Origin of the sequence: Tessaracoccus flavus (assembly GCF_001997295.1) — a bacterium.
Lineage (GTDB): Bacteria > Actinomycetota > Actinomycetes > Propionibacteriales > Propionibacteriaceae > Arachnia > Arachnia flava.
Window position 1 is genome coordinate 1,533,216 of the sequence record NZ_CP019605.1, and the last position, 23,298, is coordinate 1,556,513.

The 23,298-nt window shown below is 69.0% G+C and carries 24 protein-coding genes and 1 pseudogene; 7 read left to right on the forward strand and 18 right to left on the reverse strand.

The window, feature by feature from the left end; genetic code table 11:
- Positions 1–24: 24 nt before the first annotated feature.
- Both dapF and miaA read right to left on the reverse strand, forming a co-directional pair.
- Positions 25–768: a diaminopimelate epimerase gene (gene dapF, locus RPIT_RS06990; protein WP_237267866.1), complete on the reverse strand. Its 744-nt coding sequence runs from the start codon at positions 766–768 to the stop codon at positions 25–27.
- Positions 769–781: 13 nt separating this feature from the next.
- Entirely contained in the window at positions 782–1,720 is a 939-nt protein-coding gene (gene miaA / locus RPIT_RS06995; protein ID WP_418361381.1) for a tRNA (adenosine(37)-N6)-dimethylallyltransferase MiaA, read from the reverse strand.
- A gap of 157 nt (positions 1,721–1,877) precedes the next feature.
- On the opposite strand from miaA, the gene RPIT_RS16115 reads away from it, so the two are divergent.
- Complete coding sequence (locus RPIT_RS16115) at positions 1,878–2,090, forward strand: antitoxin (RefSeq protein WP_077341856.1); 213 nt, start codon at positions 1,878–1,880, stop codon at positions 2,088–2,090.
- Here the strand turns inward: RPIT_RS16115 and miaB are convergent.
- A pseudogene (gene miaB / locus RPIT_RS07005) lies at positions 2,087–3,594 on the reverse strand (tRNA (N6-isopentenyl adenosine(37)-C2)-methylthiotransferase MiaB). The gene RPIT_RS16115 and the pseudogene miaB sit on opposite strands and share 4 nt — an antisense overlap.
- A gap of 48 nt (positions 3,595–3,642) precedes the next feature.
- Between miaB and RPIT_RS07010 the strand changes: the two are divergent.
- Positions 3,643–4,521, forward strand: a complete 879-nt coding sequence (locus tag RPIT_RS07010; protein ID WP_077341858.1) for an aldose 1-epimerase family protein — start codon at positions 3,643–3,645, stop codon at positions 4,519–4,521.
- 7 nt (positions 4,522–4,528) lie between these two features.
- On the opposite strand, the gene rny is transcribed toward RPIT_RS07010, so the two are convergent.
- The 4 genes from rny to RPIT_RS07030 all read right to left on the reverse strand — a co-directional run bounded on the left by rny (position 4,529) and on the right by RPIT_RS07030 (position 8,202).
- A complete protein-coding gene (gene rny, locus RPIT_RS07015; RefSeq protein ID WP_077341860.1) occupies positions 4,529–6,136 on the reverse strand; it encodes a ribonuclease Y in 1,608 nt (535 codons plus the stop codon).
- 169 nt (positions 6,137–6,305) lie between these two features.
- On the reverse strand, positions 6,306–6,809 hold the full coding sequence (locus RPIT_RS07020) for a regulatory protein RecX (protein WP_077341862.1): 504 nt from the start codon (positions 6,807–6,809) through the stop codon (positions 6,306–6,308).
- Positions 6,799–7,842 carry a recombinase RecA gene (recA, locus tag RPIT_RS07025; RefSeq protein ID WP_077341864.1) on the reverse strand — a complete coding sequence of 348 codons (1,044 nt, stop codon included), beginning with the start codon at positions 7,840–7,842 and terminating at the stop codon, positions 6,799–6,801. The genes RPIT_RS07020 and recA overlap by 11 nt, the downstream gene beginning before the upstream one ends.
- A gap of 165 nt (positions 7,843–8,007) precedes the next feature.
- Positions 8,008–8,202: a DUF3046 domain-containing protein gene (locus tag RPIT_RS07030; RefSeq protein ID WP_077341867.1), complete on the reverse strand. Its 195-nt coding sequence runs from the start codon at positions 8,200–8,202 to the stop codon at positions 8,008–8,010.
- 194 nt (positions 8,203–8,396) lie between these two features.
- On the opposite strand from RPIT_RS07030, the gene RPIT_RS07035 reads away from it, so the two are divergent.
- The gene (locus RPIT_RS07035) at positions 8,397–9,158 is read left to right on the forward strand and encodes a DeoR/GlpR family DNA-binding transcription regulator (protein WP_077344248.1); all 762 of its coding nucleotides are present in this window, start codon (positions 8,397–8,399) and stop codon (positions 9,156–9,158) included.
- Positions 9,159–9,179: 21 nt separating this feature from the next.
- On the opposite strand, the gene RPIT_RS07040 is transcribed toward RPIT_RS07035, so the two are convergent.
- The 8 genes from RPIT_RS07040 to RPIT_RS07075 all read right to left on the reverse strand — a co-directional run bounded on the left by RPIT_RS07040 (position 9,180) and on the right by RPIT_RS07075 (position 17,492).
- A complete protein-coding gene (locus RPIT_RS07040; RefSeq protein WP_077341869.1) occupies positions 9,180–9,452 on the reverse strand; it encodes a helix-turn-helix domain-containing protein in 273 nt (90 codons plus the stop codon).
- 77 nt (positions 9,453–9,529) lie between these two features.
- Positions 9,530–9,979, reverse strand: a complete 450-nt coding sequence (locus RPIT_RS07045) for a CinA family protein (protein WP_418361382.1) — start codon at positions 9,977–9,979, stop codon at positions 9,530–9,532.
- Between the two features lie 62 nt (positions 9,980–10,041).
- Positions 10,042–10,635, reverse strand: a complete 594-nt coding sequence (gene pgsA, locus RPIT_RS07050; protein WP_077341873.1) for a CDP-diacylglycerol--glycerol-3-phosphate 3-phosphatidyltransferase — start codon at positions 10,633–10,635, stop codon at positions 10,042–10,044.
- Positions 10,632–12,050 carry a 30S ribosomal protein S12 methylthiotransferase RimO gene (gene rimO / locus RPIT_RS07055; RefSeq protein WP_093665053.1) on the reverse strand — a complete coding sequence of 473 codons (1,419 nt, stop codon included), beginning with the start codon at positions 12,048–12,050 and terminating at the stop codon, positions 10,632–10,634. The genes pgsA and rimO overlap by 4 nt, the downstream gene beginning before the upstream one ends.
- Positions 12,051–12,071: 21 nt before the next feature.
- Positions 12,072–14,573, reverse strand: a complete 2,502-nt coding sequence (locus RPIT_RS07060) for an FtsK/SpoIIIE family DNA translocase (RefSeq protein ID WP_176789345.1) — start codon at positions 14,571–14,573, stop codon at positions 12,072–12,074.
- A 51-nt stretch (positions 14,574–14,624) separates the two neighbouring features.
- Entirely contained in the window at positions 14,625–15,548 is a 924-nt protein-coding gene (locus RPIT_RS07065; RefSeq protein WP_077341877.1) for a thiamine-phosphate kinase, read from the reverse strand.
- A complete protein-coding gene (locus RPIT_RS07070) occupies positions 15,545–16,657 on the reverse strand; it encodes a D-alanine--D-alanine ligase family protein (protein ID WP_226996361.1) in 1,113 nt (370 codons plus the stop codon). The genes RPIT_RS07065 and RPIT_RS07070 overlap by 4 nt, the downstream gene beginning before the upstream one ends.
- Positions 16,658–16,691: 34 nt before the next feature.
- The gene (locus RPIT_RS07075) at positions 16,692–17,492 is read right to left on the reverse strand and encodes a lysophospholipid acyltransferase family protein (protein ID WP_077341881.1); all 801 of its coding nucleotides are present in this window, start codon (positions 17,490–17,492) and stop codon (positions 16,692–16,694) included.
- Between the two features lie 109 nt (positions 17,493–17,601).
- Between RPIT_RS07075 and RPIT_RS07080 the strand changes: the two genes are divergently transcribed.
- Positions 17,602–18,522 (forward strand): proteasome assembly chaperone family protein, encoded by a 921-nt coding sequence (locus RPIT_RS07080; protein WP_077341883.1) that lies wholly within the window; start codon positions 17,602–17,604, stop codon positions 18,520–18,522.
- A 114-nt stretch (positions 18,523–18,636) separates the two neighbouring features.
- Here the strand turns inward: RPIT_RS07080 and RPIT_RS07085 are convergent, their stop codons facing one another.
- Positions 18,637–19,086, reverse strand: a complete 450-nt coding sequence (locus tag RPIT_RS07085) for a GNAT family N-acetyltransferase (RefSeq protein ID WP_077341885.1) — start codon at positions 19,084–19,086, stop codon at positions 18,637–18,639.
- A 51-nt stretch (positions 19,087–19,137) separates the two neighbouring features.
- Between RPIT_RS07085 and RPIT_RS07090 the strand changes: the two genes are divergently transcribed.
- Entirely contained in the window at positions 19,138–19,668 is a 531-nt protein-coding gene (locus RPIT_RS07090; protein WP_077341887.1) for a dihydrofolate reductase family protein, read from the forward strand.
- 9 nt (positions 19,669–19,677) lie between these two features.
- Here the strand turns inward: RPIT_RS07090 and RPIT_RS07095 are convergent, their stop codons facing one another.
- Positions 19,678–20,316 carry a DUF2461 domain-containing protein gene (locus tag RPIT_RS07095; protein ID WP_077341889.1) on the reverse strand — a complete coding sequence of 213 codons (639 nt, stop codon included), beginning with the start codon at positions 20,314–20,316 and terminating at the stop codon, positions 19,678–19,680.
- 92 nt (positions 20,317–20,408) lie between these two features.
- Between RPIT_RS07095 and RPIT_RS07100 the strand changes: the two genes are divergently transcribed.
- Positions 20,409–21,188, forward strand: a complete 780-nt coding sequence (locus tag RPIT_RS07100; protein ID WP_077341891.1) for an SDR family oxidoreductase — start codon at positions 20,409–20,411, stop codon at positions 21,186–21,188.
- 77 nt (positions 21,189–21,265) lie between these two features.
- On the forward strand, positions 21,266–22,210 hold the full coding sequence (locus RPIT_RS07105; RefSeq protein ID WP_218121628.1) for a nuclease-related domain-containing protein: 945 nt from the start codon (positions 21,266–21,268) through the stop codon (positions 22,208–22,210).
- 309 nt (positions 22,211–22,519) lie between these two features.
- Here the strand turns inward: RPIT_RS07105 and RPIT_RS07110 are convergent, their stop codons facing one another.
- On the reverse strand, positions 22,520–23,263 hold the full coding sequence (locus tag RPIT_RS07110; RefSeq protein ID WP_077341893.1) for a DinB family protein: 744 nt from the start codon (positions 23,261–23,263) through the stop codon (positions 22,520–22,522).
- Positions 23,264–23,298 lie beyond the last annotated feature (35 nt).

Here is a 23,298-nt window from a genome sequence, read left to right on the forward strand (position 1 = left end):
GCCCGCCGCCCCGCCTGTGGAGAACTAGAGCCAGAACTCGCCCCGGCCGATGATGACCGCGGGTCCCGTCAGGCAGGCGTCGTCACCGTCGAAGTCGACCGCCAGTTCGCCGCCGGGGACCGTCACCTCGATGGTGGAATCGAAGCCGGTTCGGGCGCGGTAGGCCGCGGCGGCGGCGACGACGCCGGTGCCGCAGCTCTTGGTCTCGCCCACCCCGCGCTCGTGGACGCGCATCGAGAGCTTGCCCGGTCCGTCCACGTGCACGAACTCCACGTTGACACCGTTCGGGTAGGCGTCCTGCGGCGCCCAGCCCGGCTGCCGGGTGAGGTCAAGATCCGCGAGTTCGCCGTCGTCGACGAAAACCACCGCGTGCGGATTGCCGACGTCCACCTTGACAGCCGGCCACTCCCGCTCCCCTAAACCGACCGTGACGGCCTCGTCGACGAGCGTCGCCGCCCCGACGTCCGTGCGGATGAGCCCGTGCCGCGCGACGTCGACGTGCTTGAGCCCGGCCCTGGTGGCCACGTCGAACGAGCCGGTGTCGACCAGTTGTTCGTTGATGAGGTGCCGCGCGAACACCCGCAGTCCGTTGCCACACATCTCGGCGGTCGTGCCGTCGGCGTTGTAGTAGTCCATGAACCACACGCTCGGCTCCCCCGTCCACTCCCGGACGCTGGAGGCTCGCACCACCCGGATCACCCCGTCGGCACCGATGCCGCTGCGACGATCGCACATGGTCTTGATGAACTCCGGGTGCATGTCGTGCATGCCGTAGGAGTCGTCAAGGATGATGAAGTCGTTCTGGGTCCCGTGCCCCTTGTGGAAGCTGAATCGACGCACCGACCTCTCCTTCCGCCGTAGTTCCCAATCCTATCCCCGCGAGCACGGCCGCGACGTTCGATGCGCTGGTTGCGTCGAGCCAGGTGATGCGCGGGTCGCGGCGGTACCACCCGAGCTGCTTACGGAAGAACGTCCGGGTGGCGCGCTGCACGGCGGCCTTCGCCTCCCGCTCGCTGAGCTCCCCGTCGAGAAACTGCACCACCTGCCGGTACCCGATGGCCCGCACCGCGGTCTCCCCCTCTCGCAGCCCGCGGTCGAGGAGCGCCCGGACCTCCTCCACGAGGCCGTCGGCCCACATCTGCTCCACCCGCCCGTCGATGCGGGCGTCCAGCTCCGCCCGGTCCAGCCATAGACCGAACTGGTGGACGTCGCTCAGCTCGTAGGTCCACTCCGGCAGCGACGGCCGGTGCCCGCCGGTGAGCTCCGCCACCTCGAGCGCCCGGACCGTCCGCCTGCCGTTGCCCGGCTCGATCTTCGCGGCCGACTCGGGCGCGATCTCCGCCAGCCGGCGGTGGAGCTCGTGGGGCCCGACCCGTGCGAGCTCCGCCTCCCAGCGGGCGCGCACCTCGTCGTCGGAGCCCGGAAAGTCGAAGTGGTCGGTAATCGCCCTGGTGTACAACGCGGAGCCGCCCACGACGATCGGCACGGTGCCGGCGTCACGGAGGCGTGCGATCACTCCTCGTGCCAGCGTCTGGAACTCCGCCACCGACGTCCGCTCGGTCACCTCGGCGATGTCGATGAGGTGGTGCGGCACCCCCCGCCGTTCAGCCTCCGTGGGCTTCGCGGTGCCGATGTCCATGCCTCGGTAGACGAGCATCGAGTCGGCGTTGATGATCTCCGCGGGCTGCCCCGATTCCGCCAGAGCGAGGGCCACATCCACGGCCAGCCGGGACTTGCCGGTCGCGGTCGGGCCGACGAGGACGACGAGAGGAACAGGCACCCCGCCAGTGTGCCACCTGGGTTTGGGCATAATCCTTTCCTCCCACCCTCAACGGTGGCACAGTGGGCAGTTCCAACCGATAGAAGGAGGAACCTCCATGGGTTTGTTCGACAAGGCCCGCGATCTCGCGGCACAGCACGAGGACAAGATCGAAGACGGCATCGAGCGCGGCGGCGATTTCGTCGACGACAAGACCGGCGGCAAGTACGCGGGGCAGGTTGACCAGGCGCAGGACTTCGCCAACAACCACCTCGACGAGATCTCGGGATCGGACAACGTCCCGCCGACCACCCCGGTGCCCGGCTCCTAGCAGCCGCTAACCACGGGCAACGGCTCGGGCTTGCCCAGGACGGGCATGCCGAGGCCGACGCCCGCCGCCGGCCTCGGTGCACCCTGCGCGGCTTCCCACGCGTCGCCGCCACGGGTGCGCCGCAGGTCGCGCGGCAACTCGTCGGAGTTGAGGTGGTGCGGGGCCGCGTGGGTCACGCGCACCGTCGCCACATCGCCCGGGCGGGGCCGAAGCGAGGCGTCGTCGGGGACCGCCACGTGCACGAGACGGTTGTCCCGGGCCCGGCCGCTCATCCGGTTGGTCTCGGCGTCCTTGCGGCCCTCGCCGGTGGCGAACATCACCTCCACGTCACGTCCCGAGAACTTCTTGTTCTCCTCCCACGAAATGTCGCTCACGAGATCGACCAGTCGCTCGTAGCGTTCCTGCGTCACCTCCTTGGGCACCTGGTTCGGCATCGTCGCCGCCGGGGTGCCCGGACGGATCGAGTACTGGAAGGTGAAGGCCGCCGAGAACCGCGCCTGGCGCACCACGTCCATCGTTGCCTGGAAATCGGCTTCCGTCTCACCGGGGAACCCGACGATGATGTCGGTGGTGATGGCGGCCTCCGGCATCGCCTCCCGGACCCGGTCGAGGATCCCCAGGAACTTCGCGGAGCGGTAGGAGCGGCGCATGGCTCGCAGCACGTCGTCGGAGCCGGACTGAAGCGGCATGTGCAGCTGTGGCATGACGTTGGGGGTCTCGGCCATCGCGGCGATGACGTCGTCGGTGAAGTCCTTCGGGTGCGGGGAGGTGAAGCGCACCCGCTCCAACCCGTCGATCCCCCGCAGGCGCGCAACAGCTTGGCGAAGGCCTGCCTGTCGCCGAACTCCACCCCGTAGGCGTTGACGTTCTGCCCGAGCAGCGTGATCTCCTGGACGCCTTGGGCCACCAGCATCTCGATCTCCGCGAGGATGTCGCCGGGCCGGCGGTCGGTCTCCTTGCCGCGCAGCGCTGGCACGATGCAGAACGTGCAGGTGTTGTTGCAGCCGACGCTGACCGAGACCCACGCGCTGTAGGGGGACTCCCGGCGGCTCGGGAGGTTGCTCGGGAAGGTTTCCAGCGCCTCCTTGATCTCCACCTGGGCCTCGCGCTCGACGCGGGCGCGCTCCAGCAACCGGGGCAGGGCCCCGACATTGTGGGTGCCGAACACGACATCCACCCAGGGCGCGCGCTTCAGGATGAGGTCGCGGTCCTTCTGCGCCATGCAGCCACCCACCGCGATCTGCAGATCGGGATGACCGGCCTTCACCCTGGCCATGTGACCGAGGTTGCCGTACAGCCGGTTGTCGGCGTTCTCCCGGACCGCGCACGTGTTGAACACGACGACGTCGGCCCCCGCACCCAGACCCGCGGACGGGTCGGCCTCGGCACGTTCGAGTCCGGCCTCTTCGAGGAGGCCGCTGATGCGCTCGGAGTCGTGGACGTTCATCTGACACCCGTAGGTGATGACGTGGTAACTGCGGGTTTCTGCCATGGTGCGCCCCATGGTAACGGCGCTCAGCGAACCGGCGAAACGGGCACTAGGCTCGCCCCTATGACGATCAAGCCCACCGGAGAACAGCTCGAGATCAACCACGGCCGCTACGCGGTCGTCGTCACGGAGGTCGGGGCAACGCTGCGCAGCCTCACCGTCGACGGCGAGGAGGTGCTGTGGACCTTTCCGGAGACGGGCACCCCGCGGCACTGCAGTGGCCAGCAGCTGACCCCCTGGCCGAACCGCATCCGCGACGGCCGCTACACGTTCGACGGCCAGCAGCAGCAGTTGGACATCACCGAGCCGCCCCGCCACACGGCCCTCCACGGTCTCGGCCGGTTCCTCCCGTGGCGCGTCGAGTCCCGTTCCGCCACCGAGGTGGTCCAGTCCGCGGTCATCTACCCACAGAACGGCTGGGACGGCGTGCTGGGCATGACGATCGTCCACCGGCTCTCCGACGACGGCCTCACGGTCCGCGTCACCGCGGAGAACCTCGGCGGGAACCGACTCCCCTACGGCTACGGTGCCCACCCGTACGTGGCCGCAGACCTCGCCACGGCGGTGCTCACCACCCCGTTCCGCAGGGAACTCCTCGTCGATGAGGTCAGGCTGCTGCCGGGCGAGCTCACCGAGGTGACCGTGGCCAACGACTTCCGGGGCGGCAAGACGGTCGGCGACACAGTCCTCGACACGGCGTTCTGCGACCCGGAGACCGGATGGGAGGTGTCGGTGACCACCGCGGACCGCACTGTGTCGCTCTGGGCCGACGATTCGATGCGGTGGGGTCAGGTGTTCACGGCGCCGACCCGAGACGGCATCGCGATCGAGCCCATGACCTGCGGGCCAGACGCGTTCAACGAGGGCCCGACGCATGACGGGGTCATCATCCTCGAGCCCGGCGAGAGCACGAGCTGCGAGTGGGGCGTCCGGGTCCGGTGAGCCGGGTTCAGTGGGCCGTCTCGGTGGCCCGGGACTCCCTGACCACCGTGATCCGGATCTGGCCCGGGTAACTGAGGTTGCGCTCGATCTCGCGGGCGATGTCGCGGGCCAGCCCCTGCGCCCCTGCGTCGTCGACGTCCTCGGGAGCGACCATCACCCGGACCTCGCGCCCGGCCTGCATGGCGTAGGCGCGCACGACGCCGTCGTGCGACGTGGCGATGGTCTCGAGGTTCTCCATACGCTCGACGTAGGCCTCGAGCGACTCCCGCCGCGCGCCGGGGCGTGAGCCGGAGATGGCGTCCGCGGCCTGGGTGAGGATGGCCTCGACGGTGCGGGGCTCCACCTCGTTGTGGTGCGCCTCGACGGCGTGCACGATGTCGTCGTGCTCCCCGTGCTTGCGCAGCAGCTCGGCGCCGATGATCGCGTGAGGCCCTTCGACCTCGTGGGTGAGCGCCTTGCCGATGTCGTGGAGGAAGGCCGCGCGCTTGCACGTGGCCACGTCCAGCCCGAGTTCGGCGGCCATGACGCCGGCCAAGTGTGCGCACTCGACGAGGTGCCTGAGCACGTTCTGGCCGTATGAGGTGCGAAACGCCAGCGAGCCGATGATCGGCACGAGGTCAGGGTGCAGGTCGACGATGCCCACTTCGGTGAGCGCGTCCTCGGCGGCCCGCTCGATCCGTTCGCTGATGCGGCGCTCGCTCCGCTCGAACACTTCCTCGATGCGGGCCGGGTGGATGCGGCCGTCGGCCACGAGATCCACCAGCGTCAGCCGCGCGGCCTCGCGGCGGACCGGGTCGAAGCTGCTCAGCAGCACCGATTCGGGAGTGTCGTCGATGAGGACGTTGACGCCGGTGATCTGCTCGAACGCCCGGATGTTGCGGCCCTCCCGGCCGATGATCCGGCCCTTCATGTCGTCGCTCGGCAGGTGCACGGTGGAGACGACCGACTCGCTCGTCTGCTCGGAGGCCACCCGCTGGATGGCGGTGACGACGATGGAGCGGGCCAGCTTGTCAGCGTCGCGCTTGGCGGTGGCCTCGATGTCGCGGGCGATCGCGGTGGCCGTCAGCTTCGCCTGCCGCTCCGCCTCGGCGACCACCTCGGCGCGCGCCTCGGCGTGGGTGAGTCCGGCGATCCGTTCGAGTTCCGCCGCGGCCTGCTCCCGCTCGGCGCGAGCCTCCTCGCGCTGCTCCTTCAGTTGCGCGCGCTGCACCTCCATGCGCTGCAGCCGGGCGTCGAGCCCCTCGAGTTCCGCGGCCAGCCGGTCTTCGCGTTCGTGGAGGCGGGACTCCCGCCGCTCCTGGGCTGCCCTCGATTCCCGCAGCTCAGCCCGCTGGGCCGCGAGGCTCGCCTCCATCTCCGCCCTGCGGCGCTCGACGTCCTCCATCGCTTCCCTGGAGCGGGCCTGCGCCTGGGCCAGCACGCGCTCGGCGTCCTCGCGGATGCTGGTGGCCGCCGCCTGCGCCGAGGCCCGCATCGTGTTCATGTCGTCGCGCGAGCGCCGCTCCCAGGAGTCGCGCTCCTGCAGTGACTGCGCCGCGCTCCGCCGCCAGAGCCAGGCCAACCCCAGTAGGCCGACCAGCAGCACACCCGCGATGATCCATCCCAGTTCCTGCATGGCGCCTCCTTCAGCTCTCGGCCTCAGGGCACCACACATGGAAACGTCGTGGGCGCACCCGCCAACGCCACGTGAGGGCATAGAGACGGCACACGCCGAAAAGGTGTCAACTTTCAGTGCCCGGAAGCCCGGGCGGATTCATGCGGGGTCTGGGACCTTGACCCCGAGCCTATTCCTGCCCTGTGGAAAACTCAACAGAGCCGCCCAGCGCCTCGGACACCGCAGCGCTGACGACGGAGCTGGGGAACCCGCGGCGCGCGAGCACACCCGCCAGCCGTCGGCGCGCCACGTGCGGCTCGAGCGAGGTCATGGAGCGGGCCCTCCGGCGTGCCAGCGCCAGGGCGGCTTCCAGCTCGTCGTCCGGGTCAAGATCGGCCAGCGCCGACTCGGCCACCTCGCGGTCGATGCCCTTGGCTTGGAGCTCGGCCCGGATGCGGTGACGGCCCCGCTGACCCACCGTCGAGCGCGTGCTGGTGAGGGCCGCGGCGAAAGCCTCGTCATCCACCAGACCGACCCCGGTGAAGCGGGCGATGATCTCACCTGCGACGTCGTCGGGGACGTTCCGGCGGGCCATGGCAGCGCCCAGCTCGTGGGCCGAGCGCTGCCGGACCGCCAGGAGATCCAGCGCTATCTTCCTGGCAACCTCAAGCTGGTCGCCCTGCTCAGAAGTCAACTTCGCCCGTCACCGGGTCGATACCCTCCGGCACGGCCTCCTGATCGACACCGAGGTGGACGCGGATGCGTCGCTCGATCTCTGCGGCCACGTCGGGGTTGTTCTTCAGGAACGTGCGCGCGTTCTCCTTGCCCTGTCCCAGCTGGTCGCTCTCGTAGGTGAACCAGGCACCGGCCTTGCGGATGATGCCGGCGTCCACGCCGAGATCGATGAGGCTGCCTTCGCGCGAGATGCCCTGTCCGTAGATGATGTCGAACTCCGCCTGCTTGAAGGGCGGGGCCACCTTGTTCTTGACCACCTTGACGCGGGTACGGTTGCCCACCATCTCGGTGCCGTCCTTGAGCGTCTCGATGCGGCGGACGTCCAGGCGCACCGACGAGTAGAACTTGAGCGCGCGACCGCCGGTGGTGGTCTCCGGATTGCCGAACATCACGCCGATCTTCTCGCGGAGCTGGTTGATGAAGATCGCGGTGGTGTTGGAGGACTTCAGAGCGCCGGTCATCTTGCGCAACGCCTGGCTCATGAGACGCGCCTGGAGACCGACGTGGGAATCACCCATCTCTCCCTCGATCTCCGCGCGCGGCGTCAGAGCGGCCACGGAGTCGATGACGATGAGTGCCATGGCACCGGAGCGGACCAGCGTGTCGGCGATCTCGAGCGCCTGCTCGCCGTTGTCCGGCTGGGAGACGAGCAGTTCGTCGGTGTTGACGCCCAGCTTCTGCGCGTAGTCGGGGTCGAGGGCGTGCTCCGCGTCGATGAAGGCGCAGATGCCGCCGTCGCGTTGGGCGCTGGCGATCGCGTGGAGGGCCACGGTCGTCTTACCGCTGGATTCGGGGCCGTAGATCTCGATGACGCGGCCGCGCGGCAACCCGCCGATGCCGAGCGCCACGTCCAGCGCAACCGAGCCCGTGGGAATGACGTCAATGGGTTGGCGATTGTCCTCGCCGAGGCGCATGATCGAGCCCTTGCCGTGGGCCTTCTCGATCTGGGCGAGCGCTGCCTCGAGCGCCTTGGTGCGGTCCGCAACGGCCATGAGAGTTCCTTTCGTGCTGGCCCGTGGTGGCCAGTTCTGATGTCACCCACCACAGTAGGTTTCCGCACCGACAATTTCCCATGCAGGTTCCGCCCTGTGGAGAACGTGACGGTTGAAGCCTACCGAACACTCGTTCGATTGGGAGAGTGCGACACGCCCGCGAGTTCAGCGCAGCGTGTCGGGCAATTCGAGTTGCCGCCACACGGCCCGCCAGATGCGCTTGCACGGAATCCCGGCCCCGAGCGCGTCCCGGACGGTTCGCCCGTCCAGGTCCTCGAGGACCACCTGGTCCGCCCAGGTCGCGGCGTAGCCGCCGGGAAGCACCGCTGCCATCCGTGCCCACAACTCGACCTCTCGCATCAGGTCAACGTACACCGTCACCGAGAACGCCAGAAACGGTCAACCGCGGTGAGCAGGGTCGCGTGCGTACGCTCGCTCATGTGTAGACTCTCGCTCAGTATTCTGACCATTTCGATCAGGAACCACCCTGTGTGCAAAGGAGCCCCGCACGGATGAACGCACCCGGAATGCCTTCCCACAAGCGCTCGGATCGGATGGTGGCGCTGCTCGCCCTGTTGAGCGAACAAGGACAACTGCCGCTATCGCAATTGGCTGACGCGCTCGGCGCATCGGCGGCCACCATCCGTCGCGACGTTGCGCTGCTGGCCGCTCAGGGGCTCCTCGAACGCACCCACGGCGGAGCCCGCCCCGTGAAGGGCAACCGCGAGCTCCCGGTCCGGCTCCGCGACGGGCGCAATCAGGACGCCAAGCGCCGGATAGCTCGGATGGTCGCGAGCCTCATTCCCACGGGAAAGCATGCGATAGGCCTGACGGGCGGCACCACCACTGCCGAGGTGCTGCGCGCGCTCCGGCACCGCGACGACCTCACGATCATCACGAACTCACTGAGCATCGGGCTCGAGGCCGCCGAGCAGGGACAGGCCCGGGTGCTCATCGCCGGCGGCGTGCTGCGGCCCAACTCGCTGGAGCTGGTGGGCTCGCTGGCCGAATCGACGATGAAGCTCGTCAACGTCGGCACCGCGGTCATCGGCGTCGACGGGATCAGCGCAGAGGGCGGTCTCACCACGCACGACGAGATCGAGGCACGCACGAACTACGCCATGATCGAGCGGGCACAGCGCGTCATCGTGGCGGTGGACTCAACGAAGGTCGGGAACACGACCCTGGCGAAGATGGCCGACTTCAGCGAGATCCAGATCCTCGTCACAGACTCGGGCGCACCCGACACGCAGCTCGACCGGTTCCGCGATGCGGGGGTCGAGGTGCACGTAGTCGAGGGTCCCAAGCACCGCTGACCCGGGCGACCGCGACAGAGCCTAGGCGGCCACCGGCACCCGGGCGTGGGCGTTTTCGAGCGTTGCCAGCTTCGCGCTGATCGAGATCATGAGGTCGGAGAGCGAGATATCCAGCGCCCGCGCGATGGCGCACAGCACTTCGCTCGACGCTTCCTTGTGTCCACGCTCGATCTCGGACAGGTAGCCGAGCGAGACCATGCTCGCCGTGGACACTTCGCGCAGGGTCATGCCGGCGCACATGCGGGTTTCCCGCAGTGTCTCGCCCATCACCTTACGAATCAGAATTGTCTTCACGGCATTCCTACCAACCTGGCGAGCCGGGTGCTCGCCTCGACTGGTTCAACACCGCGGCTACGGGATTTGTTCCAGGATCACAAAACGCGCAGCAGCATTGCAAAGGCGTGCTCGACGGCCGCGCCCCGGATGGCTTCGCGATCGCCCTCGAACCGGGTGAGCTCCGTGTACTGCGGGGCCGGCGACATGCCCACCTTCGGCCCGACGACGGCGAACCACACGGTGCCGACGTCCACGCCGTCGATCTTCTCAGGGCCGGCGACGCCGGTGGTGGCGACGACCCAGTCGGCGTTGCAGCGGCGCTGGGTCCCGAACGCCATCTGGACGGCGGTCAGCTCGTTCACCACGCCCTCGTCGGCGATGAGCTGCTCGTCCACGCCCGCGAGCGAGGACTTGAGGTCGCGGGCGTAGGTGACCAGCCCCCCGCGGTACACGGCTGAGGCCCCGGGCACGGAGGTCAGCGCAGCCCCGATGCCGCCGCCGGTCAGCGATTCGCACGTAGCGAGCGTGAGCGAGCGCTCGGTCATCTTCTTGATCACGTCAGCTGCCAGTGACACGGCCGGACCTCCTCGAACGGTTGCTGGCCAGCCTAGCGCGCCTCAGCCTTCCCCTTGCGGCGGATGGCCCAGGCGTGCTTCAGGTAGTCGATGCCGGTGACGACCGTCAGGATCAGTGCGGCCCACATGAGGAGCCAGGCCAGCACCTGCACCGCGCCCGGTAGCCCCGGCAGCCAGAGGCTGAACAGGATCAGCGCGAACGTCTGGGTGAGCGTCTTCAGCTTGCCGCCCTTGTTGGCGGCCATGATCCCGTACTTCGCGATCGCAGCGCGCACCCAGGTGATCCCCCATTCGCGCAGGAGGATGATGATGGTGAAGAACCACGGCAGCTCGCCCAGGATGCTGAGCGACACGAACGCCGCACCGGTGAGCGCCTTGTCCGCCACCGGATCCCAGAGCTTGCCGAAGTCGGTGATGAGGTTGTACTTGCGCGCGATGTGGCCGTCGGCCAGGTCCGTGAGCATGGCGACGATGAACACCAGCGTCGCCATCAGACGCCAGAACTGGTTCTCCGGTTCCATGAACAGCAGAACGACGAAGACCGGCACCAGCACGATGCGCAGCACCGTCAAGACGTTCGGCACGTTCCAGTTGCTGGGCTTCACCCGGCGTGGTTTCTCTGTCACTTCGCCTCCGCTGTCAGATCGATCCCCACAGAGTCTGCCACTGTGGCAGGCACGAGGTCGCCGACCCGCGCCGCGCCCGTGAGCAGGACCACGCCGTCGGTCTCGGGTGCCTGATGCTCCGCGCGCCCCACGACGCCGTCGTCGTCGACCGATTCCACCAGGACGACGACGTCCTCGCCGATGCGCTCGGCGGCGCGCGACTCGCACACCTCGATGGCCAGATCGGCGAGCATCGAGCGGCGCGTCTCGATCTCGTCGTCGGGTAGATGGTCGGGCAGGGTGGCGCCCTCGGTGCCCTCCTCGTCGGAGTAGCCGAAGACCCCCATGACGTCGAGGTTGGCCTCGACGATGAACTGCCGAAGGATCTCGACGTCGGCTTCGGTCTCACCCGGGAACCCGGCGATGACGTTGCTGCGGATGCCCGCGGTGGGGGCGCTGCGCCGGATCTGCTCGATCAACGCCAGGAACGCCTCGGCGCTGCCGAAGCGGCGCATCCGGCGCAGCACCGTGGCGGACGCGTGCTGAAAGCTCAGATCGAAGTACGGCACCACCTTCGGTGTCTGCAGCATGGCGGCGAGCATGCTCGGCTTGATCTCGGCGGGCTGCAGGTAGCTGACCCGGATCCAGTCCAGCCCGTCGATCGCGGCGAGCTCCGGCAGGAGCGTCTCGAGCCGATGCTCGGAGCCGAGGTCCTTGCCGTAGGAGGAAGTGTTCTCCGAGACGAGGAACACTTCCCTGACCCCCTGCTCGACGAGCCATCGGGCTTCGGAGACCACCTCGCGCACGGGCCGCGAGAGGTAGCTCCCGCGAAAGGCGGGGATGGCGCAGAAGGCGCAGCGGCGGTCGCAGCCCGAGGCGATCTTGAGCGACGCCGACGGGCCGCCGCCGAGCCGACGCCGGAGCGGCCGGGGGCCCGACGCCGGGGCCAGCCCCTCGGGCAGTGGCGCATGGCCGGGGGTGGCGACGGCGGACGCCGCGGCCGGGCGGGCCGACGGCGTGAGCGGCAGCAGCCGGCGCCGGTCACGGGGGACGTGGGCCTCGTGCCGCTCCCCGCCGAGGATGGAGCGCAGCCGGTCCGCGATCTGGGCGTAGTCGTCGAAGCCGAGTACGGCATCGGCCTCGGGGAGCTCGGCGGCGAGCTGCGCCCCGTACCGCTCGGCCATGCAGCCGACGGCGACGACGGATTTCACCCCGGCGGTGTCTTTGAGGTCGGCCGCCGCCAAGAGGGTGTCGATGGAGTCCTTCTTGGCCTGGTCGACGAACCCGCACGTGTTGACCACCACCGTCTCGGCCCGCTCGGGGTCGTCGACGAGCACGAAGCCGCCGTCCTCGAGGCGCGCCGCGAGCTCCTCGGAGTCGACGTCGTTGCGCGCGCAGCCGAGGGACGCGATGTGGACGGAATGTGTGGTGGTCATCGAGGTCATTATGGACCCCACTCAGCCTGCGGCGAGATTCGCGAGTACCTCGTCGAGATCGTCGGGCTTGACGAGCACGTCGCGCGCCTTCGACCCCTCGGACGGGCCGACCACTCCCCTGCTCTCCAGGATGTCCATCAGGCGGCCGGCCTTCGCGAAGCCGACGCGCAGCTTGCGCTGGAGCATCGAGGTGGAGCCGAGCTGGAGTTCCACGACGAGGCGGCAGGCGTCGAGCACGAGGTCGAGGTCGTCGCCGATGTCGTCGACCACCTTCTTCTCGGCCGACGCCCCGGCGGTGACGTCGTCGCGGTAGTTGGGCTGCAGCTGCGTGGAGACGAACGTCACGACGTCGCGGATCTCCGACTCGTTGACCCAGGCACCCTGGACACGGATCGGCTTGCCGGCGCCCATGGGCAGGAACAGGCCGTCGCCCTTGCCGACGAGCTTCTCGGCGCCCGGCTGGTCGAGGATGACGCGCGAGTCGGTCATCGAGCTGGTGGCGAACGCGAGCCGGGAGGGCACGTTGGCCTTGATGAGGCCGGTCACGACGTCGGTCGAGGGGCGCTGGGTGGCGAGCACGAGGTGGATGCCGGCGGCCCGAGCGAGCTGCGTGATCCGCACCACCGACTCCTCGACGTCGCGCGGAGCCACCATCATGAGGTCGGCGAGCTCGTCCACCACCACGAGCAGGTACGGGTAGGGGGTGAGGACCCGCTCGGAGCCCTCCGGGGGCTTCACCTGCCCGGCGCGCACCGCCTTGTTGAAGTCGTCGACGTGGCGGAAGCCGTGCGCCGCGAGATCGTCGTAGCGCATGTCCATCTCCCGCACCACCCAGGCGAGCGCCTCGGCGGCCTTCTTGGGGCTGGTGATGATGGGGGTGACCAGGTGCGGGATGCCCTCGTAGTGGTTGAGCTCCACGCGCTTGGGGTCCACGAGCAGCATGCGGACCTCCTCCGGGGTGGCGCGCATCATCACCGAGGTGATCAGCGAGTTGATGAAGCTCGACTTGCCGGACCCGGTGGCGCCAGCCACGAGGAGGTGGGGCATCTTGGCCATGTTCGCCACGACGTAGCCGCCCTCGACGTCCTTGCCCAGACCGACGGTGAGTGGGTGGTGGTCGTTCTTCGCCTTGGCGGAGCGCAGCACGTCGCCGAGCGAGACCACTTCCTTGTCGATGTTGGGAATCTCGATGCCGATGGCGGACTTGCCGGGGATCGGGGTGAGGATGCGGATCTCGTTGGACCCGACGGCGTAGGCGATGTTGTCGGCCAGTCCCGTGACCTTGCTGACCTTGATCGCCGAGCCGAGCTCGACCTCGTAGCGCGTCACCGTCGGCCCGCGCGTGTAGCCCGTCACGCGGGCGTCGATCTCGAACTCGCGCAGCACCTCGGCGAGCTGCCGAACCACCTTGTCGGACGCCTCCGTGCGAGCCTTCGGCTTGCTGCCGGGGGCCAGGGTGCGGTCGTCGGGCAGCTGGTAGACGATGTCGCCGCCGAGTTGCATCTGCTCGGCTCGGGCCGGCGGCGGAGTGTGCGGGGGCGGCTCAAGGTCGCGCGGGGCCTCGGCCTTCGGCTTGCCCGGCACCTGCCGGGGCTCAGGGGAATGGGTCGGCTCGGAGGCGGGGAGCAGTTCGTCGTCGGGGTCGTAGACGTCGTAGTCGTCCTCGACCGGATCCTCGATGAGCGGCGTGTCGTAGGGGACGTCGACGCCGAGCTTCAGCTTCGGGTCGCGACCCGACGGGGTGTCGCGCTCGACGAGAGAACCGAAGACCCGGCCGATGCCGGCGGCGATCTCGTGCAGCGGGCGGCCGATGACCACCACGATGCCGAACAGGGTCAGCAGCGCGAGCAGCGGCACGGAGACCCACACGGTCAGCAGTTCGGTGAGCACGGAGCTGGAGAGGTAGCCGGCCACGCCGCCCGCCTCGCGCAGCGCGGGAAGGTCGCTCGGGTCGGGCAGCCCGCGGGAGATGTTGACCAGGCCGAGCACGCCCAGCGTGATGAGGAACCAGCCGAGTCCGGTGCGGGGCGCCTCGTCGACGTCGCGGGGGTGCCGCAGGACCCGCCAGGCCCCGTACAGCAGCACCGCCGGGACGACCGGCGAGATGCGACCGAAGATTGTCGTGATGCCCACCTGCAGCCATTCGCCCACGGTGCCGGGTAGACCGAACCAGAACCGTGCGGCGACGATGATGCCGAGCGCGAGCAGCAGCAGCCCCCAGCCGTCGCGCCGGAGCTTGGGGTCGACGTCCTGCGCCGCGCCTCCGAAGCTGCGGGCCACCCAGCCGACGCCGCCCGCAAGGCCGCGGAACGCCGCGCCGATGCCCCTGAGAATCGTCATGCCGACGCCGGGGCCCTGCTTCTTGGGCGGGGGCGTCTTCTTACGCGGGGTCGCCGACGACGACCTGGCCGGTGCCTTTGAGGCCGGCTTCTTGGCTGTGGAACGTGCAGCCCCCGACCCGCTCCGCGAGCGCGCCTGGGTGCTGGTGTTCCGCGTTTTTGGGGAAGTTGCGCGGGACGCCATGGATGCCACGGTAGCCGAAAGCTGCGCGATGACCACGCAGCCCACACCGGGTCAGCCGAAGTGGTCCCAGCCGAGGCTGCCGTCCCACGGCTGTCCGTCGACCGTGACCCCGGAGCCCTCCGCGACCGTACCGACCCGCCGCCATCCGACGGGCAACGGCGCGCCCGGAGGGAAGGTCGCGGCCAGAGCGTGGTCCTCGCCTCCGGCCAGGACGAATCCGAGTGGGGGCTTGCCCGTGGCCGCAGCGACGCGCTGCACCTGCTCGGGGATCTCGATGAGCGCGGTGTCCACGTCGATGAGTACCTGGCTGCTCTCCGCGATGTGCGCGAGGTCGCCGAGAAGACCGTCGGAGACGTCCAGCATGGCGGTGGCGCCCGCCCTCGCCGCCGCGATGCCCTGGCCATACGGGACGCTCGGGGTGAGTTGCTCGGCCACCACGTCCTTGGGCGAGCCGAACCCGCGTTGCAGGACCACGAGCCCGGCCGACGCCCAGCCGAGCTTGCCGCAGACGGCCACCACGTCGCCGGGTCGGGCGCCGGCCCGCGTGACCGGGGCGGTGCCCTCCATGTCGCCGATCGCCGTCACGCAGATCGCGACGTGGGCCGAGCTGCTGAGGTCGCCGCCGACGAGGCTCACCCCGGCCGCGACACACTCCTCCTTGGCGCCTGCCTCAAAGTCGACCACCCACTGCTGGTCGAGGTCCTTGGGGAAGGCGAGCGCGATCACGACCGAACTCGGGCGCGCACCCATCGCCTCCAGGTCGGAGACGTTGACGGCGATGGCCTTTCGCCCGATGGACCGGGCCGAGGACCACTGGCGCTTGAAGTGCACGTTCTCGATGAGCATGTCGGTGGTGACCACCGTGTGCCCCGCCAGGCTGAGCACCGCCGCGTCGTCGCCCACCGGCACCACGACGTCGTCGCCCACGACGACGCCGGCGGTGATGGTGTCGATCAGCTCGAACTCGGAGCTCACCGCAGCCCCACCGGGCGCTGCAGGGCCAGCTCGATGAGCCGGGCGACGAGATCAGTGTAGGTGAGGCCCGAGGCCTGCCACAGCGTGGGGTACATGGAGATCCGGGTGAAGCCCGGCATGGTGTTAACCTCGTTGATCCAGACGTCGTCGTCGGCGACGAAGAAGTCGGCGCGGACGAGCCCTTCGGCGTCCACGGCGTGGAACGCCTGCTTGGCGAGCTCCTGGATCCTGGCGGCGAGCTCGGGCGTCACGTCGGCGGGGGCGTCGAGCGCCGCGCCGTCCTCGTCGAAGTACTTGGCCTCGTAGTCGTAGAACCCGTCCTTGGCGTTGACGCGGATCTCCCCGAGGACCGAGGCGTCGCAGCCGTCGGGCGCGTCCGGGTTGCCGAGGACGGCGACCTCCAACTCCCGGGCCCCGGTGAAGCCCTGCTCGATGACGATCTTGGGATCGAAGCGCTGGGCCTCTTCGATGGCCGCGTCCAGCTGGCCGGGCTCGGTGACGCGCACGATGCCGATGGACGAGCCGCCGCGGGCCGGCTTGACGAACAGCGGGTACTCCAGGGCCTCCACCTCGGCGAGCACCGCCTCGCGGTCGTGGGTGAGCCGGTGGGCCGACGCCGCGACGTAGGGCCCGACCGGCAGGCCGGCCGCCTCGAAGGCCACCTTCATGAAGTGCTTGTCCATGCCGACGGCCGACGCGGTGACGCCGCTGCCGACGTACCGGATGCCCATCATCTCGAACATCCCCTGGATGGTGCCGTCCTCCCCGTAGGGCCCGTGCAGGAGGGCGAACGCCACGTCGACGGCGTTGATGTCAACGAGCGTCTCCCCGGAGCGGCTCGCCACTTCGCAGCCGTGCTCGCCGACCATCCAGACGGCGTCGTGCACCGGCTCGTCGACCTCGGGCGGCACGCCGTCGACGATGGCGTAGGCCGCGACGACGTCGAGCGGCACCTGCGTCCAGCGACCCGTCTTGCTGATGCCGACGCCGACGACGTCGAAACGGTCGCGATCGATGGCCTTCAACACGCTGGCGGCGGTCAGGCACGAGATGCCGTGCTCGGACGACTGGCCGCCGAAGATCAACGCGACTCGGGTGCGATCGCTCACGAGGGTTCCTCCTGGTTGGGGTGCGGCGGCGAGTCTACTCGGGCCGGACCGCCCCATCGCCCACCCTGCGGCCCAGGCGCATGTCGTAGCGACCTTCTGGGGGCGGCTGTTCCCCTCGGATCTCCGCCACCATCTCGGTCAGGGTGTCGAGGATGAGTTCGGTGATGTCGTCGAGCACCTCCTTCGTGGGCTCGGCGCCCTCGTAGGCGCTCAGATCGAGGGCCGGCCGGGCCATGACGCTGACCGGTTTGCGCCCGCCCAGGAGCTTGCCGAACTCCAGGTTCTTCTGTCCCAGCACCCGGTGCGGACCGACCGCGACGAGCGGCACCACCGGCACCCCGGTCTTGAGCGCCAGTTGCGCGGCGCCTCGGCGGCCGGTCATCGGCCACACGTCGGGGTCGGCGGTGATGGTGCCCTCGGGGTAGATCGCCACGGCGTGGTGCTTGGTGAGGAGTGCCTCCTCGGCGTGGACCAGCGAGTTGATGGCCCGGTCGGTGTTGCGGAAGACGGGGATCTGCTCGCACTTGCGGGCGAACCAGCCGAGCCCGGGCACGTTCCAGATCTCCGACTTGCCGAGGAATCGCGGCCAGCGCCCCGCCCAGATGATGAACTCGCCGAGCGCCAGCGGGTCGTAGTTGGACGTGTGGTTGGCGACGAGGATCACGCCGCCGGTCTTTGGGATGTGCTCCTGCCCCGCCCAGCGCCGTCTGGAGACCAGCGGGTTGACCAGGCGCGCGAAGTGGGCGATCACGCGGTAGGCCCAGTGCGACGGCTCACGGTTGGCCGCGCGGAGGGAACGCCGTTCGGGGGCGCGGAGGGCGCTCACGTTGCTCATCTGGCAATCATTGCGGATCGGCGCCACGCTCACCAGCAAAGGCGGCGGAGAGGGCGACTCGCCCACGCCGGACTCCCCGGCGTTTTGCGTCTCGTGAGACTCTAGGGGTGTGCAGAATCCGTCTGATCTCTACCGCTTCGTGACTGATCCCGAGCCCGCGCCGCAGGGCAACGTCCTGCTCGTGGCGCTGGGCTCGTTCATCGACGCCGGCCAGGTTCAGCGTCTCCTGAGCGGGCACCTCCTCGAGACGGGTGACGCGGAGTTGATCGCGACGTTCGACATCGACCAGCTCTACGACTACCGGGGTCGCCGCCCGACCATGACCTTCGACTCCAACCGGTGGGCGGAGTACGACGCGCCGTCGATGCTCCTGCACCGTCTCACGGACCGCGACGGGGAGACCTACCACCTCCTGACCGGCGCGGAGCCGGACTTCCAGTGGGAGCGGGTCGTCGAGGCCATCCGCGAACTCGTCGAGACGCTTCGCGTGGCGCTGGTCGTCACGGTGCACGGCGTCCCGATGGGCGTTCCCCACACCAGGCCGGTCGGCTTCACCGCCCACTCGACGGACCCGTCGCTCATCGGCGACGCGCACTCCCCCTTCGGCCGGGTTCAGGTCCCCGGCTCGATCGCGGCTCTTCTCGAGCTCCGCCTGGGTCAGCTCGGCCACCGGGCCGCGGGGTTCGCCATCCACGTGCCCCACTACCTCGCCGCCTCGGAGTTCGCCGAGGGTGCACTGACTGCGCTCAACGCCGTCGTGGACCTCACTCGCCTCAGCCTCCCCAACGACGACCTCGTGGAGAAGGCGGAGATCAACCGCCGCGCCATCGCCGCGGAGGTGGAGGGCAACGAGGAGGTGGTCGCGATCGTCTCCGCGCTCGAGCAGCAGTACGACGCGTTCATGCAGGGTCAGCACCTGCCCAGCCTCTGGGCCGAGGGCGCCAAGCTCCCCTCCGCCGACCAGCTGGGTGCCGAGCTCGAGGATTTCCTACGGACCGTCTCCGATGAGGATCCCGATCAGGACGGCTGAGGGTCGACGCTGCGGACCAGTCCGTCGCTCAGTTGCGTGCCGACGTAGACGACGTACGCAGGGTGAGGCTCTACATCGACCTGTTCCCGCTCCCCCGCGACGACTCCTGAACGGTTAGCCGGACCGCGGATCTAGGTGCATGGGAAGGTGCGGGATGCCGTCCTCGAGGAACTCCTCGCCGTTGACCTGGAACCCGAAACCCCCGTACCAGCGGGCGAGATGGCTCTGCGCATCGATGTCGATCCTCGCGTGGGCGTTGGCGTCGATGGCGTGGCGAAGCAGTGCGCCGCTGAGGCCCCTTCCCCGGTGGCCCGGGCTGGTCACCACCCGGCCGATCCGGACGCCGTCGCCGTCGTTCAGGACGCGGAGGTAGGTCGCGATCCCGGGCAGCCCGTCCCCATCGGCAGGGACCCACAGGTGGCGGGTTTCAGGCTCGGCGTCTCGGCCGTCCAGCTCCGGATAGGCGCAGGCCTGCTCGACGACGAACACGTCCATCCGTAGCCGCAGGATCGCGTACAGCTCGTGAACGGTGAGCTCAGGAAAGGCTTTGTCGATGATGCGCATGAGGTCACAATAGGGGCTGATCCGTGGCGCCCGAAGAGGCAGGATGAGGGCATGGCAACCCTTGTCTTCGGAATGAACCAGTCGCTCGACGGCTACGTGAACCACGACCGCTTCGCACCCGGCCCGACCCTCTTCTGTCACTTCATCGAGGAGGCCCGAACCCAGGCGGCATCGATCTACGGCCGCCGGGTCTATGAGCTCATGAGCTACTGGGACGACGACGACCCCGCTTGGAGCGACGACGAGCGTGAGTTCGCGATCGCGCACCGGCGCCAGCCCAAGTGGGTGGCATCGCGGACCCTGACGTCCGTGGGCCCCAACGCACAGCTCATCGGCGGGGATCTTGGGGATGCCGTCGCCCGCCTGAAGAGCGAGCTCGACGGCGAGATCGCCGTCGCCGGACCCCGCCTCGCGGGACAGCTGACGGAACTGGGGCTCATCGATGAATACCGGATCTACCTCCACCCGGTGGTGCTCGGGGGCGGCGACCCGTTCTTCGCCGGTCCCCGTCCACCGCTGCGGCTGATCAGCGCCGACGAGATGGGAGACGACGTCCTCAGGCTGAGGTACGCCCCCGCCTAGAAACGTCGTTCAGCCGTCGCCGACGTGCCGGTCCAGCCATGCCATCAGCGGCCGGTAGGCACGCCAGTCGGCTCGGACCCGCTCGGCGACGTCGGGGGTGGGCAACCAGTCCGGCGCGCCGTACTGTTGGCTGGCGGTCAGCGTCCGGTGTCGCAGAAGGTCGAGCAGCGGGTGGTCCGGCTCGACGCCCCGGGGGCGGGTCTTGAGTCGGTCGCCGTCGATGGCGTAACCCGCGGCGGTCAGTTCGTCGACGATCCTCCGAAGCTCGGCGCCGGTGTCCTCGTCGTCCAGTGCCGCCCGGTAGCGGGCAACCTGACCGGCGGTGGACGCGTACCAGCCGGCCGCGGTCATCAGACCCTCAGCGCTGATCTGGACGTACCAGCCCATCCGCGACGCCGTCGAGGCGACGACCCCCTGGTGGGTCTTGTACGGAGACTTGTCCTGGGAGAAGCGCACGTCACGGTTGGGGCGAAACACCTTGGTGTCACCGAACTCGCCCTCCAGAGCGGCGCCGAGTGCCTCCATGGGGGCGCGGACCACGGAGCTGTAACGCTCGCGCTGGGAGGCCCACCACTCTCGGGAATTGTTGACCTCCAGCTCCTCATAGAAGTCGATGGCCTCGAACGGGATCCCCTGCACCTCACTCATGCCGGACACGGTAGTGGGAGTTCAAAGCAACGGATGAGACACACTCTGGCCCGATACGCTCGTGCCACCACGACAGAGAGGGGCACAGGAGCGTGGAGACCGACACCACCGTCGCCAGGACAGTGCTCGTCACAGGGGTGGGACGCAAGCGCGGTATCGGGGCGGGCATCGCCCTTCACCTCGCACAGGAGGGGTGGGACCTCGCCCTCAGCTTTCTACCGGAGTACGACGACCGAGTCGGCCTCGAGCGCGGACCGCGGGATCCCGAGGATGTGGCGGAGCTCTGCCGGGGGGAGGGAGCCAGGGTTGACCTGCTTCCGGCAAACCTTGCTGATCCGCAAGTCCCAGCGCAGCTCGTGGCCGCGGCAAACACCCGTGGCGATCTCGCGGCCTTGGTGCTTTGTCACACCGAGAGCGTGGACTCCTCGATCCTCACCACCTCGGTGGAGAGCTGGGACCGGCACTATTCCGTGAACGCTCGAGCGTCCTGGCTGCTCATCAAAGCGTTCGCCGAGCTCATTCCGCCCCACGTTCGGGAGGCGCAAGCGGGGCGTGTGGTCGCGTTGACCAGCGACCACACCGCCCACAATCTTCCGTACGGCTCGAGCAAGGGCGCCTTGGACCGGATCGTCGTGGCTGCGGCCATTGAGTTGGCCGGTCACGGCATCTCGGCGAATGCGCTGAATCCCGGGCCGATCGACACCGGCTGGATGGACGACGATGTGCGGGCTTCGCTGACCGGGCAGACGCCCGCACGCAGGCTGGGCACGCCCCAAGACACGGCCGACCTGGTCGGGTTCCTGCTCTCCCCGGCGGGAGGATGGATCACCGGGCAGGTGCTGCACAGCAACGGCGGTTTCGCCGTCAAGTAGTCCGGTTGCCCGGGTGAGTTGCGCGTTTGAAGGATTGCCCTGCGCTCTTGGACCCGCGGGCGGCTAATTTGGCCCCCGTGAGTGAGGAATCGACGTCGGTTGTGGACGTCAAGCGGATGCGGCTGCGCTACGCCGGCACCTGCGCGGCCTGTGGCGTGCCACTGGCCGCAGGGACGACAGCGGACTACGACCGGACCAGCAAGACCGTGGCGTGCATCGTCTGCCCGCCCACCGACGCCAACACCGACCAGGGTGAGCGCAGGGATCCCTCAATCGACGTCGGCTCCCCCACCGTCACGGAGGATGCTCCGGCAGTGGAAGCTTCTCCCGAGGTGTGGGAGAGACCGACGCTGGAGGCGGTTGATGGCCAGGGCGGCGCGTCCGCAGCTGCGGAGTTTCAGCGCCGACACGGCGCCCGCCGGGATCGGGTGCTCAACAGCTACCCACGCATGGGGAAGTTCCTGCTCGCGGTGTTCGACGACCCACAGTCCACGAAGGCGTGGTCGGTCGGAGCCGAAGGCGAGCGGTTGCTCAGCGAGATGCTGGCCGGCATGGCGGGAGAGAGTCTGCGCGTCCTGAACGACCGCCGGATCCCCCGCACCAGAGCGAACATCGACCACCTCGTCGTCTGCCCGTCCGGGGTGTTCGTCGTGGACGCGAAGCGGTACCGCAACGCGCGCCCCGCGCTGAAGGTGGAAGGCGGTCTCATTCGGCCGCGCACCGAGTTGCTGACCGTCGCTGGGCGAGACCGCACGACGCTGGTCACCGGCATGCAGAAGCAGCTCGACCTCGTCCAGACGGCACTGGCCGACCAGCCCGACATTCCGGTCTGGGGCGTGTTGTGTTTTGTCGAGGCCGACTGGCCGCTCCTCGGCGGACCCTTCACCGTCAACGGGGTGCACGTCATGTCGCCGAAGAAGCTGAGGGCGCAGCTGACCCATCCCGGGCCACTCGACGAGGCCCGCATCGCCGACGTTCAGTGGCACCTGCACGAGGCCTTCCCGCGCCAGAAGCAGAGCTGAACCGACGACGTTCGGCTGGGGTGGATGGCGCCCGCAACGCGACCCGGCAGGTCAGACGCCAACACAGAGCCCAGAACGCCAACCGACAGCCCGGAACGTCAACCGAAATCCCGTGACGCCCGCGAGGCTCAGCGTCGCCCGCGAGATCTCACGGGCGTCGCTGAGTCTCGTCGGCGTTTGGCCTTGTCTGTTGGCGTTTGGCCTTGACCGTTGGCGTTGTCGGCTATCGGTTGGCGTTCCCGGCTATCTGTTGGCGTTCATGGCGCTCGGTTGGCGTTAGAACCTCCCGCGTCCCGACCGCTCCCCCCGTCAGGGAGCGGAAGGTGCCGAGAGGAGCGCGAGATCACGCCGGGTGTAGCGCAGGTGCGCCCACTCCTCCTCCAGGATCACCCGGATGCAGTCCCCGACGGTGGGGTGCCAGTCACCGCCCCACGGGTCGTCGCGCTTCTCGGCGAGCAACTCTGGAGTGGCTGTGGCCAGGAAGTCGGTCACCATGCGCTGCCGCTCGGCCCGCACCTCCAACACCTCCTCGAACCGCGGCGGCTCCTTGCGGAAGATCGACATGTCGAAGCCCATCTCCTTCGCGCCCGTGAAGACCTGGCCTATCTCGTGGAACGGCTGATCCACCCCAAGAATCGCGCCACCAAGCCAGGCGTCGGTTGCGAGGATGAGGTGCCGCAGGGTCTCTGCCAGCGACCATTCATCCTCGACGTGCGCATCGACCATGGTTTCCGGCGTCGCCTCCACCGTCTCGCGCCAGGCCGCCTGCACGGCCGCCCACCCCTCGCGCAACCCCTCCGGCGTCTCCGCCTTCTGCAGTTCCCGACCGGGGAACAGCCGGTTGAGCTCGGCATCCACGAGAGGCACGACGTCCACACCGTTGACGACGAGGCTGCCGAAGAACAGGTCGTGGCTGTCGATGTCGAGGCCGTCCACGTCGACGCTGCGCATCTTCACTCCGCTGACGTCGGAGAACCAGATTGCTGCGCCCTTGAAGCTCGTCCGGACGAAGGTGGCTCCCTCGAACTCTTTCGTGCGGGAATACGTAGTCATCTCCCCATCCTCAACCCGCCCGCCCCCAAGCGCTG

Bases quoted from the DNA above. Each gene is read 5' to 3' on its own strand.
- dapF (WP_237267866.1), bottom strand. From the start codon at position 768: ATGCACGACATGCACCCGGAGTTCATCAAGACCATGTGCGATCGTCGC.
- RPIT_RS16115 (WP_077341856.1), top strand. From the start codon at position 1,878: ATGGGTTTGTTCGACAAGGCCCGCGATCTCGCGGCACAGCACGAGGAC.
- RPIT_RS07010 (WP_077341858.1), top strand. From the start codon at position 3,643: ATGACGATCAAGCCCACCGGAGAACAGCTCGAGATCAACCACGGCCGC.
- rny (WP_077341860.1), bottom strand. From the start codon at position 6,136: ATGCAGGAACTGGGATGGATCATCGCGGGTGTGCTGCTGGTCGGCCTA.
- recA (WP_077341864.1), bottom strand. From the start codon at position 7,842: ATGGCCGTTGCGGACCGCACCAAGGCGCTCGAGGCAGCGCTCGCCCAG.
- RPIT_RS07030 (WP_077341867.1), bottom strand. From the start codon at position 8,202: ATGCGAGAGGTCGAGTTGTGGGCACGGATGGCAGCGGTGCTTCCCGGC.
- RPIT_RS07035 (WP_077344248.1), top strand. From the start codon at position 8,397: ATGGTGGCGCTGCTCGCCCTGTTGAGCGAACAAGGACAACTGCCGCTA.
- RPIT_RS07045 (WP_418361382.1), bottom strand. From the start codon at position 9,979: ATGACCGAGCGCTCGCTCACGCTCGCTACGTGCGAATCGCTGACCGGC.
- rimO (WP_093665053.1), bottom strand. From the start codon at position 12,050: ATGACCACCACACATTCCGTCCACATCGCGTCCCTCGGCTGCGCGCGC.
- RPIT_RS07060 (WP_176789345.1), bottom strand. From the start codon at position 14,573: ATGGCGTCCCGCGCAACTTCCCCAAAAACGCGGAACACCAGCACCCAG.
- RPIT_RS07075 (WP_077341881.1), bottom strand. From the start codon at position 17,492: ATGAGCAACGTGAGCGCCCTCCGCGCCCCCGAACGGCGTTCCCTCCGC.
- RPIT_RS07085 (WP_077341885.1), bottom strand. From the start codon at position 19,086: ATGCGCATCATCGACAAAGCCTTTCCTGAGCTCACCGTTCACGAGCTG.
- RPIT_RS07090 (WP_077341887.1), top strand. From the start codon at position 19,138: ATGGCAACCCTTGTCTTCGGAATGAACCAGTCGCTCGACGGCTACGTG.
- RPIT_RS07095 (WP_077341889.1), bottom strand. From the start codon at position 20,316: ATGAGTGAGGTGCAGGGGATCCCGTTCGAGGCCATCGACTTCTATGAG.
- RPIT_RS07110 (WP_077341893.1), bottom strand. From the start codon at position 23,263: ATGACTACGTATTCCCGCACGAAAGAGTTCGAGGGAGCCACCTTCGTC.